At 73.6% G+C, this 17,449-nt stretch carries 13 protein-coding genes, 2 tRNA genes and 1 other RNA gene; 14 read left to right on the forward strand and 2 right to left on the reverse strand.

Annotation, left to right across the window (positions count from 1 at the left end):
* Positions 1 to 64 precede the first annotated feature (64 nt).
* The 8 genes from ACWC5O_RS11565 (at position 65) to gcvH (ending at position 8,027) form a co-directional block, all read left to right on the forward strand.
* Positions 65 to 2,332, forward strand: coding sequence for a penicillin acylase family protein (locus ACWC5O_RS11565; protein ID WP_450586317.1), 2,268 nt, complete (start codon positions 65 to 67; stop codon positions 2,330 to 2,332).
* Entirely contained in the window at positions 2,310 to 2,909 is a 600-nt protein-coding gene (locus tag ACWC5O_RS11570; RefSeq protein ID WP_450586318.1) for a GNAT family N-acetyltransferase, read from the forward strand. Before ACWC5O_RS11565 ends, ACWC5O_RS11570 begins: the two co-directional genes overlap by 23 nt.
* Positions 2,910 to 3,087: 178 nt before the next feature.
* A complete protein-coding gene (locus tag ACWC5O_RS11575) occupies positions 3,088 to 3,396 on the forward strand; it encodes an SDR family oxidoreductase (protein ID WP_450586320.1) in 309 nt (102 codons plus the stop codon).
* Between the two features lie 56 nt (positions 3,397 to 3,452).
* A complete protein-coding gene (locus tag ACWC5O_RS11580) occupies positions 3,453 to 5,252 on the forward strand; it encodes a copper resistance CopC/CopD family protein (protein WP_450586322.1) in 1,800 nt (599 codons plus the stop codon).
* Positions 5,253 to 5,254: 2 nt separating this feature from the next.
* The gene (locus ACWC5O_RS11585; protein WP_450586324.1) at positions 5,255 to 5,878 is read left to right on the forward strand and encodes a poly-gamma-glutamate hydrolase family protein; all 624 of its coding nucleotides are present in this window, start codon (positions 5,255 to 5,257) and stop codon (positions 5,876 to 5,878) included.
* Positions 5,868 to 6,044, forward strand: coding sequence for a hypothetical protein (locus ACWC5O_RS11590; protein ID WP_450586326.1), 177 nt, complete (start codon positions 5,868 to 5,870; stop codon positions 6,042 to 6,044). Before ACWC5O_RS11585 ends, ACWC5O_RS11590 begins: the two co-directional genes overlap by 11 nt.
* A 156-nt stretch (positions 6,045 to 6,200) precedes the next feature.
* Positions 6,201 to 7,496 carry an MFS transporter gene (locus ACWC5O_RS11595; RefSeq protein WP_450586328.1) on the forward strand — a complete coding sequence of 432 codons (1,296 nt, stop codon included), beginning with the start codon at positions 6,201 to 6,203 and terminating at the stop codon, positions 7,494 to 7,496.
* Positions 7,497 to 7,643: 147 nt separating this feature from the next.
* Positions 7,644 to 8,027, forward strand: a complete 384-nt coding sequence (gcvH, locus tag ACWC5O_RS11600) for a glycine cleavage system protein GcvH (protein WP_450586330.1) — start codon at positions 7,644 to 7,646, stop codon at positions 8,025 to 8,027.
* Positions 8,028 to 8,322: 295 nt separating this feature from the next.
* Here the strand turns inward: gcvH and ACWC5O_RS11605 are convergent.
* Positions 8,323 to 8,410: transfer RNA gene (locus tag ACWC5O_RS11605), tRNA-Ser, on the reverse strand.
* A 97-nt stretch (positions 8,411 to 8,507) separates the two neighbouring features.
* Here ACWC5O_RS11605 and ffs point away from each other — a divergent pair.
* The 6 genes from ffs to ACWC5O_RS11635 all read left to right on the forward strand — a co-directional run bounded on the left by ffs (position 8,508) and on the right by ACWC5O_RS11635 (position 17,323).
* Positions 8,508 to 8,606, forward strand: an RNA gene (gene ffs, locus ACWC5O_RS11610) — signal recognition particle sRNA small type.
* Between the two features lie 59 nt (positions 8,607 to 8,665).
* Positions 8,666 to 10,978, forward strand: a complete 2,313-nt coding sequence (locus tag ACWC5O_RS11615; protein WP_450586332.1) for a DNA polymerase III subunit gamma and tau — start codon at positions 8,666 to 8,668, stop codon at positions 10,976 to 10,978.
* A gap of 177 nt (positions 10,979 to 11,155) precedes the next feature.
* Complete coding sequence (purD, locus tag ACWC5O_RS11620; RefSeq protein WP_450586334.1) at positions 11,156 to 12,475, forward strand: phosphoribosylamine--glycine ligase; 1,320 nt, start codon at positions 11,156 to 11,158, stop codon at positions 12,473 to 12,475.
* Between the two features lie 276 nt (positions 12,476 to 12,751).
* Positions 12,752 to 14,602, forward strand: a complete 1,851-nt coding sequence (locus ACWC5O_RS11625; RefSeq protein ID WP_450586336.1) for a hypothetical protein — start codon at positions 12,752 to 12,754, stop codon at positions 14,600 to 14,602.
* A gap of 232 nt (positions 14,603 to 14,834) precedes the next feature.
* A complete protein-coding gene (locus ACWC5O_RS11630; protein ID WP_450586338.1) occupies positions 14,835 to 16,331 on the forward strand; it encodes a N,N-dimethylformamidase beta subunit family domain-containing protein in 1,497 nt (498 codons plus the stop codon).
* Positions 16,332 to 16,423: 92 nt separating this feature from the next.
* Positions 16,424 to 17,323, forward strand: coding sequence for a phosphoribosylaminoimidazolesuccinocarboxamide synthase (locus ACWC5O_RS11635; protein ID WP_450586340.1), 900 nt, complete (start codon positions 16,424 to 16,426; stop codon positions 17,321 to 17,323).
* Between the two features lie 49 nt (positions 17,324 to 17,372).
* Here the strand turns inward: ACWC5O_RS11635 and ACWC5O_RS11640 are convergent.
* A tRNA-Gly gene (locus tag ACWC5O_RS11640) sits at positions 17,373 to 17,448 on the reverse strand.
* Position 17,449: the final 1 nt, after the last annotated feature.

Raw genomic sequence — 17,449 nt, forward strand, 5'->3', positions numbered from 1 at the left:
TCGCGTACGATTCCTGGGCCGCACACTTAGGCAAGGCTAACCTAAAACAAAGGGGTGTCCCAGGGTGACCACCGAGACCTACCGCGACGCCTGGGGCATCCCCCACCTACGCGCTTCAGACGTTTGTGCCCTCGCCCACGCCCAGGGCCGCGTCACCGCCCTGGACCGCGCCTGGCAACTGGAGGTCGAACGGCACCGCTCCCAGGGCACGTCGGCCGCCTTCCTCGGCGCCGCCGCCCTCCCCTGGGACGTCTTCGCCCGCCGCGCCCGCCTCGACGACACCGCGAGACGCTGCTTCACCGCGCTGGAGAGCCGGGACCCGGAGACGGCGGACTGGGTCCGGGCGTACGTGGACGGCGTCAACGAGGGCCTGCCGGAAGGCGCCCACCGGGCCCCCGAGTTCACTCGAACCGGCCTCACCCCCACCCCCTGGCACCCCTGGACCCCCCTCGGCATCTGGCTCGGCACGCACATCCTCTTCGCGGGCTTCCCGGCCAAGCTGTGGCGCGAGGAGGCGATACGGCACCTCGGCCCGGAGGCGGTCGGCATGTTCGCCACCGACGGCCCCGGCACGGCGGGCAGCAACGGCTGGCTCCTCTCGGGCGAGCGCACCGTCACCGGTCTGCCTCTCCTCGCCGGCGACCCCCACCGCTTCATCGAAGCCCCCGGCGTCTACCAGCAGATCCGCCTCTCCTGCCCCGAGTTCGACGTCGTCGGCCTGGCCGTCCCCGGAGTCCCGGGCATCGCCCACTTCGGCCACACCGGCACGGTCGCCTGGTCCATCACCAACGCCATGGCCGACTACCAGGACCTCTACCGCGAACGCCTCCGCCGCACGGGTGCAGGCGTGGAGGCCCTGGGCCCCGACGGCGCCTGGCACCGCGCCCAACGCCACACGGAGACCGTGGAGATCGCGGGGGAGGAGCCACTGGAGATCGAGATCATCGAAACGCAACGGGGCCCGGTGATCGCCGGGGGCCCGGAGGGCTTGGAGACCACGGAACCGAGGCGAGCCGCCGACGGCGGAGGCGAGGCGAGGGCCGCGAACGACGACCCGCGAGCCGCCGACGGCGAGGACGCCCTAGCCGACGGCGAGGGCGCCCCACAGGGGCCACCCGCACCCGACGACGAAAGCCGCACGGGTGGTGCGGGTGGGAACCGGATCGCCGCCGAAGGCGGAGCCGAGGCGGCCCTGGCCCTCCGCCATCCACCCCGCGTCACAGAAGACCTCGGCTTCAGCAGCCTCCTGCCCCTCCTCCGAGCCCGCCGAGTCACCGACATCGACCGCGCCTTCGACACCTGGGCCGAGCCCGTCAACGTCGTACAGGCAGCCGACACCGAGGGCGGCACCCTGCACCGAGTCGCGGGCCGCGTACCCATCCGGTCGAAAGCCAACTGCACGCGCCTGGTCCCCGCCTGGCAGCCCGGCCACGACTGGCACGGCTGGCACGAGATGCCCCGCGCCGCCCTGACCGACGGCATCGCGGTGATGGCCAACCAGCGAGGCCCGGCCGCACCACTCGGCACCGAGTTCGCCCCACCGCACCGCGCCACCCGGATCCGCGCCCTCCTCGACGAGCGCCCCGTCTGGTCCGCCGCCGACCTGCCCGCGATCCACACGGACACCCACCTCGCCTCCGCCGCGCCCCTCCTGGACCACCTGGCCGAGCTCGACGACCTCACCCCCGAGGCCGCCCGGCTCAGGGACCGCCTCCTGGCCTGGAACCGCCGCATGGACGCGGACAGCGCCGACGCGGCGTCGTACGCGGCGGTGCGCGGCGCGGTCGTACGACACCTCGCCGCACACCCGGCGTTCGCCGCGCTGACCGAGGTGCCCGCCTACCCGGAGGTCCTCCTCCCCTGGCTCGCCCTCCTCCCGCGCATCGGCTTCGCCCTCGAACACCTGCTGAGCGCCGAGGAGTTGTACGGCGTCGACCGGCTCGCCGCCGTACGCGTGGCCGTCGAGGAGGTCGCCGCCGGGACGCCGACGGGCACGTGGGGCGACACCCACCGCCTTGCCCCCTGGCGGGCGCTGCCCGGCGAGCCGTACGACGAACCAGGTCTGTCCGGCGACCACGACTGCGTGCTGTGCACCTCCGCCGTGCCCGGCCTGACCGACCTCGCCGTCCGCGGCCCGGCGGCCCGTTACGTCTGGGACCTGGCCCGCCGTGAGGACAGCCGGTGGGTGGTGCCCTTCGGCGCGTCCGGGGTCCCCGGCTCGCCGCACCACCGTGACCAACTCCCCCTGTGGCTCGGGGGAGAGCTCGTTCCCGTCGTCACCGACTGGGACCGCCTCGAGAAGGAGACCGATGTCCGACCCGCACGTCCATGAACAGGTGATCGACGGCTACGGCACCGTCCGCATCCGCCCCCTCGACCCGGTGGCCGACGCGGAGGTGGTCCACGCCTGGGTGAGCGACGAACGCGCCGCGTTCTGGGGCATGACCGGCCTCACCCGGGCCCAGGTCGGCGAGATCTACGCCCACATGGCCGGCCTGGACACCCACCACGCCCACCTCGTCACCAAGGACGGCGAACCGGCCGCCCTGCTCCAGACCTACGAGCCCGACGCCGACCGGGTCGGCGAGTGCTACGAGGTCCGCCCCGGCGACATCGGCGTCCACCTCCTCCTCGCGCCCGCCGCGGACGGCCCGCGCCCCGGCTGGAGCGCGGCCCTGCTGACCGCGATGACGTCGTACCTCCTGCTGGCCCTGGACCGCCGCAGAGTCGTGGTCGACCCGGACGTGCGCAACACCAAGGCGATCGCCCGCTTCGAGCGCCAGGGATTCCGGCGCGGCCCCGAGGTGGTCCTCCCCGAGGTCGACATCCCGGACGCGTACCTGCCCGAGAAGCGTGCCCAACTGGCCTTTCTGGACCGGGAGGCAGCCTTCCCGGGTGACCACGCCTGACGAGCTGATCGCCCACTACGGACTGGAGCCGATTTGGTTCAGGGCCTCTCCGGCGCCTTTGTCCCAGTGAGGGGAGCGTTCCCGCTCGTCGCCAAGGGACGGTTCGAACACGGCGACTCGGCCGTGTTGACCGTGTGTTACCCGGTCGAAGTGGCCCGCTGCACGGAGCTGTTCACCCGTGAGCGGGCTCTCTCCGTCGAGGCAGCCCTCATTACCGGCAGCGGCCGCCCGCGCGGCCGCCCCGGAGTACGGTCCCCACGGCATCCGCGTCGACTCGGTCTCGCCGGGCCTCATCGACCGGGAGGGCCTGGCCCAGGCCTGGCCGCACGGCGTAACGCCGCTGGCTCGACGCCGTCCCCACCGGCCGCCCGGGCCGTGCGCGGGACGTGGCGACGCCTGCGTGTTCCTCGCCTCGCCCCTCGCCTCGTGGATCACGGGCCACGATCTGGTGGTGGACGGCGGGGTGTCGGCGCGGCCGACGTGGTGAGCGTGGCGGCCGATCCTTGCGTACCTGTAGGAGGGCCAGTGGGACGGAGGGGTGAGGTGCGCGACGAACACCGGTGGCTGCGACGGCTGACCGTCCTCGGCGCGGGCCTGCTCCTGCTCCTCCTCGGCACGACCGCCCCCGCCTCGGCCCACGCGGCCCTGCGCGGGACGGACCCCGCCGACGGAACCGTCCTCAAGTCGGCGCCCCGCGAGGTCAACCTGACCTTCACGGAGTCGGTCGGCCTGCTGACCGACTCCCTGCGCGTCTACGACCCCGAGAACCACCGCGTCCGCACCGGCGAGGCGGACCACGCCGCCGGCCGCTCCGACACCGTCCGGGTCTCCCTGCCCGCCAAGCTGGGCACCGGCACCTACACGGTGGCCTGGCGGGTGGTGTCGGCGGACAGCCACCCGGTGTCGGGTGCGCTCACCTTCTCGGTCGGCACACGCACGGCGACGGCGACGAGCGTGCTCCCGGACCGTGCGGAGAACCCGGCGACGACCAGCCTCTACAACATCGCGCGCTACGTCGCCTACCTCGCCGTGGCGCTCCTGCTGGGCCCGGCGGCGTTCGTGGCGTACTGCCGCCCGCCGAGGCCGGCCCACCTGCGCACACCGGTGGCGGCCGCCTGGGGCACCCTGTTCGCCTCGACGATCGCCCTCTTCCTCCTGCGGGCCCCGTACGAGGAGGGCACCGCCCCGACGACGGCGTTCGCCCTCCCCTCGCTCACCCGCACGGCCTCGACCCGCCCCGGCGAACTCCTCCTCACCCGCCTGGCCCTGCTGCTCCTGGCCGGTGCCTGCGCACTGGCCCTGCGGAGATGGCGCCGCCGGATCCCCCGCCGAGCCGCCCTCGCGACCGCCGCGACCCTCTCCGTCGCTCTCGCCCTGACCTGGGCGGCCTCGGAACACGCCTCGGCGGGCCTCCAGGTCCCCCTGGCGATCACCTCCACCACGCTCCACCTGCTGGCGACGGCGGCCTGGCTGGGCGGCCTGACGGCCCTGGTGCTGACGCTGCGCCGCGCCTCTCCGGGCCCCGCCGCACCGCTGGTCCCGGCCGTCACCCGCTTCTCCCGCCTGGCCTTCGCCTCGGTGACGGTCCTGGTGGCGACCGGTGTCTACCAGTCGTGGCGGGGCCTCGGCTCCTGGCAGGCGCTCACCGACACGACGTACGGCCGCCTCCTGCTGGCGAAGCTGACAGCGGTCACCCTCCTGCTCGCGGCCGCGTCCCGCTCCCGCCGCTGGACGACCCGCCTGGCGACCCTGCTCCCGGCACGCGAACGGAACCGCGTCCCGCAACCGGCCGGCGGCCCCCCGCTCCCCCCGGAGCCGAACCCCGCGCCCGCCCCCTCCCCGCACCACCCCCACAACCTCCGCCGCTGGGTGCTGACCGAGATGGCGGTGGGCACCCTGGTCCTCGTCCTGACGACCCTCCTGACGAGCACGCTGCCGGGCCGGGCGGCGGCCGAGGCGGCCGAGGCGGCGGAGTCGGCACCGGCGACGGCCGGCATCCAGGCGGCCTCGGTCACCACGATCCCCTTCGACGTCGGCACCCCCGGCGGCCACGGCAGGGTACAGATCACCCTGGACCCCGGCCGGGTCGGCACGAACTCCGTCCAGGCGGTGGTCTACGGCCCCGACGGCGGCCTGTCCGCGGTCCCCGGACTGCGCATCACGTTCACCCTCCCCACCCAGCGGATCGGCCCCCTGGACACCAAGGTCACCGACCGGGGTGGCTACTGGGCCGCGGACGCCTTCAACCTGCCGATCCCGGGAACGTGGACGATGAAGGTGACGGTACGGGTGTCGGAGGTGGACCAGGTGACGGTGTCGAAGGCTGTGCGGGTGGTGCGCTAGCGGTGGCGACCGAGCGCGTGGTGATCGAGGAGGTGGAGTTCGCAGCCGCCCTTACGCTCCGGTCGCCCGAGATCGGGCTGCTGGCCCTGCACGGCAGCAAGGAGGGCGGCACGGCGGAACTGGCCCACGAGGTGGCGGCCCGCACGGGAGCCAGCTGCCTGGTCTTCACCCAGCCCGCCGGCGACCCGGTGCACATCCCCTCGCACCGCATGTCCGTACCCACCTGCGCGGCCCTGCAGCAGTTCCTGTCCCACGTGTCCCTGACGATCTCCCTGCACGGCCACCTGAGACCCGAGACCCCCCGCGCGATCTTCCTGGGCGGCGCCAACCGCGCAGCGGCCGACACCCTGGCCCACAGCCTCACCCTCCTCGCCCCGGACTTCGACACCGTCACCGACCTGGACCACATCCCGCCCGGCCTGCGCGGCCTGGGCCCCCGCAACCCGGTGAACCTGACCCCGGCCGGCGGGGTCCAGATCGAACTCCCCCTGAGCGCCCGGACCGAGGGCCCCCGGAAGACCCTCGGAGCTCCGGATGTGCCGTCGCCGACGGTGACGGCCGCGCTCACGGCCGGAGTCCGGCGGCTGATGGAGGCACCGGCCGGTCCTCGGCGGGGTGCACGGTGATCCAGCGTGCGGCCAGGAGGTCGCAGGCGGCGGCACGTACTGCGTCCTCGCCCACGCCGCGGTACGGCTCCTGACCGACCGCGGCCGCCGCGCGATCCGCCTCGACGACGGGACGCCGGAGTGGCGCCTGAGCGAACTGCCGGGCGAAGCTGGGGACTTGGGATGACGGCCGCCGTGTATCCGGCACCGGCCCCCCGCTCCTGCCGATGCCGGGGACCTGGCACGACCGCCGTACACCCTGGGTCGGCCGGCAGGCCGGTCCACCTGGACTGCAGCGCCACCACGGCCCCCTGACGCCACCCACTGCCACCGGAAGAGAGACATGACCCGAGCCGAACCCGCCGCCCCTGCCTCCCTGCCCGGCATACCCGACGCCGCCCAGGCACAGCGCCGCATCCTGCGCGTCCTGGTCGCCTCCCAGGTCCTCAGCGGTGCCGGTCTCGCCGCAGGCGTCACCGTCGGCGCCCTGCTCGCCCAGGACATGCTCGGCACCACCAGCCTCGCCGGACTGCCCAGCGCGCTGTTCACCGCCGGATCCGCGCTCGCGGCCGTCGCCGTGGGCCGTATCTCCCAGGCCCGTGGCCGCCGCCCCGGACTGGCCATCGGCTACCTCACCGGAGCCGTCGGCAGCGCCGGCGTCATCACCGCCGCCGTACTCGACAGCCCCGTCCTGCTGTTCCTCGCCCTGTTCGTCTACGGCGCCGGCACCGCCACCAACCTCCAGGCCCGCTACGCCGGAGCCGATCTGGCCGACCCCGCCCACCGCGCCCGCGCCGTCTCCACGGTCCTGGTCGCCACCACCCTCGGCGGCGTTGCCGGCCCCAACCTTGCCGCACCCACCGGCGACTTCGCCGAAACCCTGGGCATCCCGAACCTGGCCGGCCCCTTCCTGCTGTCCGGAGCCGCCTACGCCCTCGCGGCCGTGGTCCTGGCCACCAGCCTGCGCCCCGACCCGCTGCTCACGGCCCGCACCCTCGCCGCCACCGAGCAGGCCGACCCGGCGAAGGCACCCGCGGTCCTTGCACATGAGGGCCGCGGCGGAGTGGTCCTGGGCGCACTCGTCATGGTGCTCACCCAGCTCGTCATGGTCGCGATCATGACGATGACACCCGTCCACATGCACGACCACGGCCACGGCACCGCCGCCTCGGGCCTCGTCATCGCCATCCACATAGGCGCCATGTACCTGCCCTCACCGCTGACGGGCCGCCTCGTGGACCTCCCCCACGCTCGGCTTCGCTCGCGCGGGGGGACCCCCAGCGGCCGCATGACGATGGCCACCGTCTCCGGCGTCGTCCTCCTGACCGCCGGCATCCTCGCCGCCCTGGCCCCCGCCGACTCCGTCGCGCTGCTGGCGCTCGCCCTGGCCCTCCTGGGACTCGGCTGGAACTTCGGCCTGGTGTCGGGCACGGCGATCATCACCGACACCGTGCCGCTCGCCGCCCGCGCCAGGACCCAGGGCATGGTGGACGTCTCCATCGCGATCGCCGGCGCCACCGGCGGCATCAGCTCCGGCGTCATCGCCACCGCGGCCGGCTACCCCGCCCTCGCCCTCACCGCCGGCGTCCTGGCCCTGGCCATCCTGCCCGCCGTCGCGGTGACGGCGTACCGCCGATGAGCCCGAGCCGAGCCGCGCGCCGATCCGGTCCCTTCCACCGCCGGCGCCCGGGGCCTTGTGAGCCATGCGGGGGAAACCACGTCCCGCACCCTTCGGTCCCGGGCATGGATGGCCGTGCTGATCATCTACGGCTTCAGGGGAGCACGTATGTCGAACATTCCGGCTGAGCTGCGGTATGCCGATACGCACGAGTGGGCGCGCAAGGAAGCGGACGGCACGATCACGGTGGGCATCAGCGACCATGCCCAGAAGGCGCTCGGCGACGTCGTGTTCGTGGAGCTGGTCGACGTCGGCAAGGTCTTCGAGGCCGGCGAGGCCGCCGGCGTCGTGGAGTCGGTGAAGGCCGCGACGGAGATCTACACGCCGGTCGGCGGCGAGGTGATCGCGGTCAACGAGGAGCTGTCCGACAGTCCGGAGCTGATCAACGAGGATCCCTACGACAGCTGGATCTTCAAGCTCAAGCCGTCCGACCGGTCGGCGTTCGACCACCTCCTGGACGCCGCCGGCTACAAGACCGCGATCGGCGAGTGACCCGGCCTCAGCGGCCCGGCTCGCCGCCGGTGCGGAGAAACGCCAGAGAGCCGGGCCGCCTTCGCCGGGGAGGTTCAGAGCCTCCTCGTCGATCGCGGGCCGCTGAGCCCGAACCCCGAACACCGACTCTCACGTCTGGAAGCGGCTTCCTCGGGACGCGGGCGTACGGGACGGGCGTCTCCATGACGCTCGCCACACCGCTGCGACGGTTCTGAAGAATCCGACTGAGACGGACAACGTCGAAGGGCCCCACTGCGAACAGTGGGACCCTTCGACAACGTGCCCGGTGAGGCACTGGCGGAGGATACGAGATTCGAACTCGTGAGGGGTTGCCCCCAACACGCTTTCCAAGCGTGCGCCCTAGGCCTCTAGGCGAATCCTCCGCCGGAAACATTACATGACCGAGGGGAGTGCTCGCGAACTCGTTCCCGCAGGCCGTCATCGGGTGCAGCGCCTGGGCCGCGATCGGGTACTGTGGGGCCCAGCCCCTCACGCGGCGCTATCTGACTGAACTCCCCCAGGGCCGGAAGGCAGCAAGGGTAGGTCGGCTCTGGCGGGTGCGTGGGGGGCGCTTGCGTTCGCCGGGAGGAAGCCTTCGGCGGGGTGGGTTGTCAGTGGGCGCCTATAACCTCGTATGCGTGTCGTCTCTCGCGCTGTACCGCCGCTATCGCCCGGAGACCTTTGCCGAGGTCATCGGGCAGGAGCATGTCACCGACCCGCTGCAGCAGGCGCTGCGGAACAACCGGGTCAATCACGCGTACCTGTTCAGCGGGCCGCGTGGTTGTGGCAAGACGACCAGCGCGCGGATCCTGGCGCGCTGCCTGAACTGTGAGCAAGGTCCCACGCCGACTCCCTGCGGGGAGTGCCAGTCGTGCCAGGACCTGGCGAGGAACGGGCCCGGGTCCATCGACGTCATCGAGATCGACGCAGCGTCGCACGGTGGTGTGGACGACGCCCGTGAGCTGCGCGAGAAGGCCTTCTTCGGGCCCGCCTCCAGCCGGTACAAGATCTACATCATCGACGAGGCCCACATGGTCACGTCGGCCGGCTTCAACGCGCTGCTGAAGGTCGTCGAGGAGCCGCCGGAGCACCTCAAGTTCATCTTCGCCACCACCGAGCCCGAGAAGGTCATCGGGACGATCCGGTCGCGCACGCATCACTATCCGTTCCGCCTCGTGCCCCCGGGGACGCTGCGGGACTACCTCGCCGAGGTGTGCCGGCGGGAGAACATCCCCGTCGAGGAGGGTGTGCTGCCGCTCGTCGTGCGGGCCGGCGCCGGCTCCGTGCGTGACTCCATGTCCGTCATGGACCAGCTCCTCGCCGGTGCGCGGGAAGAAGGTGTGACCTATGCCATGGCCACCTCCCTCCTCGGATACACCGACGGGTCGCTCCTCGACTCCGTCGTCGAGGCCTTCGCCACCGGTGACGGCGCCGCCGCCTTCGAGGTCGTGGACCGGGTCATCGAGGGCGGCAACGACCCGCGTCGCTTCGTCGCCGATCTGCTGGAGCGGCTGCGGGACCTGGTGATCATCGCCGCCGTGCCGGACGCGGTGGAGAAGGGGCTCATCGATGCCCCGGTCGACGTCCTGGAGCGCATGCAGGCCCAGGCCGGCACCTTCGGGGCCGCCGAGCTGAGCCGCGCCGCCGACCTCGTCAACGAGGGCCTCACCGAGATGCGCGGCGCCACCTCGCCCCGCCTCCAGCTCGAACTCATCTGCGCACGCGTCCTGCTCCCCGCCGCCTACGGAGACCAGCGGTCCGTGATGGCCCGCCTCGACCGTCTCGAGCGCGGCGTCAACTTCGTGGGCGCGGGCGCCGCACCCGCCATGGGGTACGTCCCCGGACCCGAGGCCCACGCGGGCATGGCCCAGGGCGGTGCGCCCGTGCCGGCCGCCGGTGGGGCCGCCGCCGCTCGTGCGGCCGTACGGGCCTCGGGTGGGCAAGGTGGACCGGTCGGCCCGGGTGGCTCCGGGGGCCCGGCGGCAGGGGTGCCTACGGCCCCTGCGCCTGCCCCAGAGCCCGCTCCGACGCCGACTCCGGCACCCCCTGCGCCCGCTCCGGCAGCGGTTGCTCCGGCACCCCCTGCGCCCGCTCCGGCACCCCCTGCCCCGGCGGCGGCCTCGGCTCCTCCCGCCGCTCCCGCTTCCGCTCCCGCCCCCGGCGCCTGGCCCACCGCCGCCCAGGCCGGCGGCGGCCGGCGCCCGGGCGGCTGGCCCACGGCCGCTCCCGCGGGCGGCGGCGCCCCGCAGGGCCCCGCCCCGGCCCAGCCCCAGTACCAGGCACCCACTGCCCCAGCGGTACCCTCCGCCCCGGCCCCGGCTCCGGCCGCCGCCCCCACCGGCGGCCTCGACCCCCGCATGCTCTGGCCGAACATCCTGGAGGCCGTCAAGAACCGCCGCCGCTTCACCTGGATCCTGCTCAGCCAGAACGCCCAGGTGGCCGGCTTCGACGGCACCACCCTCCAGCTCGGATTCGTCAACGCCGGCGCCCGCGACAACTTCGCGAGCAGTGGCAGCGAGGATGTGCTGCGACAGGCGCTGGCCGAGCAGTTCAACGTGCAGTGGAAGATCGAGGCGGTCGTCGATCCCTCGGGCGGCTCCGCGCCCCCGCCGTCCGGCGGCTCCCCGGGCTTCGGCGGTGGCGGCGGCGCGGGCTACGGCGGCGCGCCCGCTGGCGGTGGCTACGGCGCCCCCGCCGCGCCTCGCCCCACGGCACCCCAGCCGGCGGCCCCGGCGCCCGCCGCACCCCAGGGATCCGCCGCGGCCCAGCCCCAGTACCGGGCACCCGCCGCCCCGCAGCCCGTCCCGGCCCCCGAGCCGCCCCCCGTCGCCCCCGAGGACGACATCCCCGAGGACGACGACCCCGACCTCGACGAGTCGGCCCTGTCCGGCCACGAGCTGATCGTGCGGGAGTTGGGCGCGACGGTGGTGGAGGAGTTCTCGAACGAGTAGGCACGTGCACGGAAACGGCCCGTCCGGCGTGTGAGGACGAGGCCGTTCAGGCCTGAGCGAGGGGTCCGGGGGCGGCAGCTCGCAGGCAGAGGCCCACGCCGGTACCGGCCCATTCGTAGGAACGCACAGCTTGCCCGCCCCCCGACCTTCGGCAACCTTGCCATTAGGCTGACCCCCGTGAAGGTCCTCGTCATCGGTACCGGCGCCCGCGAACACGCCCTGTGCCGCTCCCTGTCCCTCGACCCCGACGTCACCGCGCTCCACTGCGCCCCCGGCAACGCCGGCATCGCCGAGGTGGCCGAGCTGCACCAGGTCGACGCGCTCGACGGCAAGGCCGTGGCCGCGCTGGCCGGCCGGCTCGAAGCCGACCTCGTCGTCGTCGGCCCGGAGGCCCCGCTGGTCGCGGGTGTCGCCGACGCCGTGCGCGAGGCGGGCATCCCGGTGTTCGGCCCCTCCCGGGAGGCCGCGCAGCTCGAGGGTTCCAAGGCCTTCGCCAAGGACGTGATGGCGTCGGCCGGGGTGCCCACGGCCCGGTCCTACGTCTGCACCACGGAGGAGGAGGCCGCCGAGGCCCTCGACGCCTTCGGCGCCCCCTACGTCGTCAAGGACGACGGGCTGGCCGCCGGCAAGGGTGTCGTCGTCACGGACGACCTCGAGGCCGCCAAGGCCCACGCGGCCGGCTGCGTGGGGGCACCTCCCGCGCCTTCCGGGCAGCAGGGGAGGGTCGTCATCGAGGAGTTCCTCGACGGGCCCGAGGTGTCCCTGTTCGCCATCACCGACGGCCGTACCGTCGTGCCGCTCCAGCCCGCGCAGGACTTCAAGCGCGCCCTGGACGGCGACGAGGGCCCGAACACGGGCGGCATGGGCGCGTACTCGCCGCTGCCGTGGGCGGACCCGAAGCTGGTCGAAGAGGTGCTGGAGACGGTGCTGCAGCCGACGGTGGACGAGTTGCGCCGCCGTGGCACGCCCTTCTCGGGCCTGCTCTACGCCGGGCTCGCGATCACCTCGCGCGGTATCCGGGTCATCGAGTTCAACGCCCGCTTCGGCGACCCCGAGACCCAGGTCGTGCTGGCCCGCCTGAAGACCCCGCTGGCCGGTGTCCTGCTGGCCGCCGCGAACGGCACCCTCGACAACCTGGAGCCCCTGCGCTGGAGCGAGGACGCGGCCGTCACGGTGGTCATCGCCTCGCACAACTACCCCGGCACCCCGCGCACCGGCGACCCGATCACCGGCCTGGACGAGGTGGCCGCCGAGGACGCCCCGCACGCCTACGTCCTGCACGCCGGGACGAAGCGGGAGGGTGACGCGGTCGTCAGCGCGGGTGGCCGGGTGCTGTCCGTCACGGCGACCGGCGAGGACCTCGCCGAGGCCCGCGAGCGGGCGTACCGGGCGGTGGCCCGCGTCCGCCTGGACGGTTCGCAGCACCGCACGGACATCGCGGCGAAGGCTGCGGGTGCAAAGGAAGCCGAGCGGGCGGGCGAGGCGACGGAGGCGTAAAGCCGCCGGTCGCGCGCATCTCGCACCCACCCAGGCCCCGGACGAAAATCCGGGGCCTGATCTTTGCTGACTGTCATCCACCTCTGACCAAAGCCATTCCATCGAGTGAGCAATCGCCCATCCGGCTGACGGGGGCCGAGGCCCCAACTAGGGTGCGGCGCAAGCATTCCGGCACTTGGCCCACCGGCATTGCGATGTCGGTGTCGGGTGCCACAGTGGGGGAGTGAGCAACGCCAGGACAGCGTGGGATCCGCAGGGAGGGGGTGAGGTCCGCACGTGACCGGAACCGGTGTGGAGGTGGGTGCGCAGGCCGCGCGCTCGCGGGCTCTCGCCGTGCTGCGCATCCGTGGCCGGGCGCTGGCCGTGGCCGTGCTGCCGGCGGCCGCCGAGGTGATCCTGCTGACCGGCGCTTCCACCGGCCATCTCGTCGGCCCGTTCTGGTCCGCCGCCCGCTGGGTCGTGGGCGTGCTGGCCGTGGTCGTGCTGCTGGCCGCCGCCGGTATCGCCCTGGTGGTGGCCCGTGCCCGCCCCGCCGTGACCCCCACGGTCCCGATCGCGGAGGACTCCGCCCCGGACCTGTACCGGCTGGTGCGTGACCTCGCCGAACGGCTGGAGGTCCCCGCGCCCTCGGCCATAGCGCTCACCCCGGACTGCGACAGCTGGCTGGAGGACCGCACCCACCCGGCCCACGGCCCGCCCCCGCGGCCCGCGCACGACGAGCTGGCGGGCCCCGGCCAGGGATCCGGCTTCGGCGCCCACCGCCGGGCCGTCACCGCCCCGGTCCTCGTCATCGGCTCCCCGTTCCTGTGGTGGATGCGCGTCGGCGAGCTGCGCGCGGTCCTCGCCCCGGTCGTCGCCGGTACGGGCCCCTCCGCGCACCCGGACATAGCCGCCGCCCGCCGCTTCGTGCGCGGTCTGGACGCGGCGGTCGGCGTGGCCTCGACGCCCGGCCGCTGCCCGCTCACCCGGGCCGTCTGCGCGGCCGTCGGCTGGGTCGCCCGACTGATGCTGCGTGGCTGCCGCGAGCACGCGGCCCTGATGGAGCGCGGGGTCGCTGCGGCGGCGGCCGAGCGCGCGCAGGCCGTGGACTACGGGCTGCGGATCGTCGCCCAGGAGCAGGTCGGTCTCGCCTACGCGGGCTGGGACCGGCTGCTGACCCGGGTGGCGCTGCCCGCCTGGCGCATGGGCCGCTGGCCCGCCCGGCTGGACGCGGGCGTCGTGGCCGCGCTCACCGAGCTGTCCCGGCGCGACCGGCTGGCCGAGGGCTTCGCCTCCCGCCTCGGCGAGCGTCCCGCCTGCGATCTCCTGGAGGAGCCCGGCGCGGTGGACGAGGCCGCCTCCCTGCTCGCCGCCCGCCTCTTCCACGGCGGCCCGGCCGAGTGCGGCCCGGGCTGGGCCCCGGTGGACTGGCAGGCGTACCCGGAGGAGGTCGTCGACCGCACCTGGCGCGCCGACGCGGCCCGCCTGCACCGCGTCCTGGACTCTCTGGGCGTCCGCCCCACCGCCGACCCCACGGCCCCCGGCCACGGCGGCCCCACCCTGACCCGGGTCCTGGACCACCTGACCGAGCCGAGCACCCGGACCACCCCGCAGGCCGCCGACGGCGAACACCCCCCGCAGGGGCCACCCGAACCCGATGACGAAAGTCGCACGGGTCGTGCGATGGGGAACCGAATCCCCGCCGAAGGCGAAGCCGAGGCGGAACCGGCCGACGACACGGACCGCGGCACAGAACGCAGTGCCGCCCTGGCCGCGGGCCTCACCGCCGCGCTGGCCCGTGAGGAGGCCGCCGTGCCGAGAGGCGCGACCGCCGCCGGCCAGGGCCCCGACAGCGCCCTGTGGGACGACGGCGCGCTGCCGCTGTTCCCGCTGCAGCCCCCACGTACCGCCCGTGAGCTGCTCACCGATCACGTCACCGCGATGGTGTGCTGCGCCGCCGTCGACACGGCCGGGGCGGCCCCCGGTCTCGACTGGCTCGACGGCCCCTCCCTGCTGCTTGGCGGTGAGCGAGCCGCCGACCTCGCGCCCAAGGTGCTCAGCCTGATCGAGGAGGGAGACCCGGGCCCGCTGCGCGACTGGCTGGCCGCGTCCGGGATACGGCCGGAGAAGCCGGTGCGGCTCGTCTGAATCCGGCCAAAGCCGAGTGCCCTGGTCTACCCGGCGGCCTGGGCGTTGTAACGGAAAAGCATCTTCCACTTCAGGTCAATTCGCAACGAATAGTGACCAGACCCATGCGTTATGTGATGTGCTGGGGACCGACCTCGCACATGGCAAGCGCATGCGACATACGACAGCACGACCGAGCACCACACCGCACCACCGTCAGAGCGACACGGGGGCATGAGGGAGGGGAGCGACCATGGCCTCGGACCACATCCGCCGCTGGGAGTCCGGAGCACTCGCGCACGCTGTCACGGACCCCTTCGGCCAGGGCCCGGTCCCCTGGCTGCGCGGCAGTGAGACCTACTTCGACGACACGGGACACGTCGTGCCCTGGTACGTCGACCCCAGCCCGCAGCAGCCGGCCGGGGAGCGGCCGCGCGTCCCCGCGCCGCGCACGGCGGGCTCCGGCCCCCGTTCGGCCGACGACGTGCACCGGCAGATCAAGGGCTTCACCTCCACCGGCGCGGTCACGCCCGGAGAGGCGATCGACTTCCACATCACGGTCGACCCGCCGCAGCAGTTCAGCGTGGACATCTACCGGATCGGCCACTACGGCGGCGACGGCGCCGCCAAGATCACCACGAGCCCCCGGCTCTCCGGCATCGTCCAGCCCCCGCCGCTGGCCGCCGACCGCACGGTCTCCTGCCACCACTGGTGGCTGTCCTGGCGCCTCCAGGTGCCCTCCCACTGGAACATCGGCGCCTACGTGGCCGTCCTCACCACCGCCGACGGCTACCGCTCCCACGTGCCGTTCACGGTCCGCGACGACCACCCCGCCGACCTGCTCCTGCTGCTGCCCGACATCACCTGGCAGGCGTACAACCTCTACCCGGAGGACGGCCACGCCGGCGCCAGCCTCTACCACGCCTGGGACGAGAAGGGCTGCCTGCTCGGCGAGGCGGACGCGGCCACCACGGTCTCCTTCGACCGCCCGTACGCGGGCGCGGGCCTGCCCCTGCACGTCGGCCACGCCTACGACTTCATCCGCTGGGCCGAGCGCTACGGCTACGACCTCGCCTACGCCGACGCCCGCGACCTGCACGCCGGCCGCGTCGACCCCACCCGGTACCGGGGCCTGGTCTTCCCCGGCCACGACGAGTACTGGTCGGTGCCGATGCGCCGCGCCGTCGAGGACGCCCGTGACCGCGGCACCTCACTGGTCTTCCTCTCCGCCAACACCATGTACTGGCAGGTGGAGTTGGGCCCGTCCCCGTCCGGCGTCCCCGACCGGCTGCTGACCTGCCGCAAGCGCAAGGGCCCCGGAAAACCGGTGCTGTGGCGCGAGATCGACCGGCCCGAGCAGCAACTGGTCGGCATCCAGTACGCGGGCCGGGTCCCCGAGCCGTATCCGCTGATCGTCCGCAACGCGGGCCACTGGCTGTGGGACGCCACCGGCGCGCACGAGGGCGACGAGATCGAGGGCTTGGTCGCCGGGGAGGCCGACCGCTACTTCCCGCGCACTCCGCTGCCCGAGCACGAGGAGCGGATCCTGCTCGCGCACTCCCCCTACACCGACAACGACGGAGTCCTGCGCCACCAGGAGACCTCCCTCTACCGCGCCGCCTCCGGCGCCTGGGTGTTCGCCTCCGGCACCTTCGCCTGGTCCCCGTCCCTGGACCGCCCGGGCCATGTGGACCCCCGCATCCAGCGGGCCACGGCGAACCTGCTGGACCGCATCTGCAAACGGGACTGACCCCCGGCGGACGTCCACCGCCCCCCTGGCCGAAACCGATCGCCCCCATAAGGGAGAATCGAGGCACTTGGACAGAACCACGGGGAGGAACCGTGTCCGGATTCGTAGAAAAGCCCGAGCCGATCCAGGTTCCGGGCCTGGTGCACCTGCACACCGGAAAGGTGCGCGAGCTGTACCAGAACGAGGCGGGCGACCTCGTGATGGTCGCCAGCGACCGCATGTCCGCGTACGACTGGGTGCTGCCCACGGAGATCCCCGACAAGGGCCGCGTCCTCACCCAGCTCTCCCTGTGGTGGTTCGACCAGCTGCGCGACCTGGCCCCCAACCACGTGCTGAGCACCGAGGTCCCTGCGGGCGCTCCCGCCGACTGGGCGGGCCGCACCCTGGTCTGCAAGTCCCTGAAGATGGTCCCGGTGGAGTGCGTGGCCCGCGGCTACCTCACCGGCTCGGGCCTGGTCGAGTACAACGAGTCCCGGACCGTCTGCGGCCTGGCCCTCCCCGAGGGCCTGGTCGACGGCTCGGAACTGCCCGGCCCGATCTTCACGCCGGCCACCAAGGCCGAGGTCGGCGAGCACGACGAGAACGTCTCCTACGAGGAGGTCGCCCGCCAGGTCGGCGCCGAGACCGCGGCCCAGCTGCGCCAGGCCACCCTCGCCGTGTACTCGCGGGCCCGGGACATCGCCCGCGACCGGGGGATCATCCTGGCGGACACCAAGTTCGAGTTCGGCTTCGAGGGAGACACGCTCGTCCTCGCCGACGAGGTCCTCACCCCGGACTCCTCCCGCTTCTGGCCGGCCGACCAGTGGCAGCCGGGCCGCGCGCAGCCGTCGTACGACAAACAGTTCGTCCGTGACTGGCTGACCTCGGCCGAGTCCGGCTGGGACCGCAGGAGCGAGCAGCCCCCGCCGGCGCTGCCGCAGCACGTCGTGGACGCGACCCGGGCCAAGTACGTGGAGGCGTACGAGCTGCTGACGGGCACCAGCTGGGTCTAGGGCCTGTCTGACGCGAAAGGCCCCCGGTGGGAACCGGGGGCCTTCGTTCTGGAGCGGACGACGAGGCTCGAACTCGCGACCTCAACCTTGGCAAGGTTGCGCTCTACCAACTGAGCTACGTCCGCG

The organism is Streptomyces sp. NPDC001450, from assembly GCF_053597295.1.

Coding starts and splice junctions, on each gene's coding strand:
- ACWC5O_RS11570 (WP_450586318.1), top strand. CDS start 2,310: ATGTCCGACCCGCACGTCCATGAACAGGTGATCGACGGCTACGGCACC.
- ACWC5O_RS11595 (WP_450586328.1), top strand. CDS start 6,201: ATGACCCGAGCCGAACCCGCCGCCCCTGCCTCCCTGCCCGGCATACCC.
- gcvH (WP_450586330.1), top strand. CDS start 7,644: ATGTCGAACATTCCGGCTGAGCTGCGGTATGCCGATACGCACGAGTGG.
- ACWC5O_RS11630 (WP_450586338.1), top strand. CDS start 14,835: ATGGCCTCGGACCACATCCGCCGCTGGGAGTCCGGAGCACTCGCGCAC.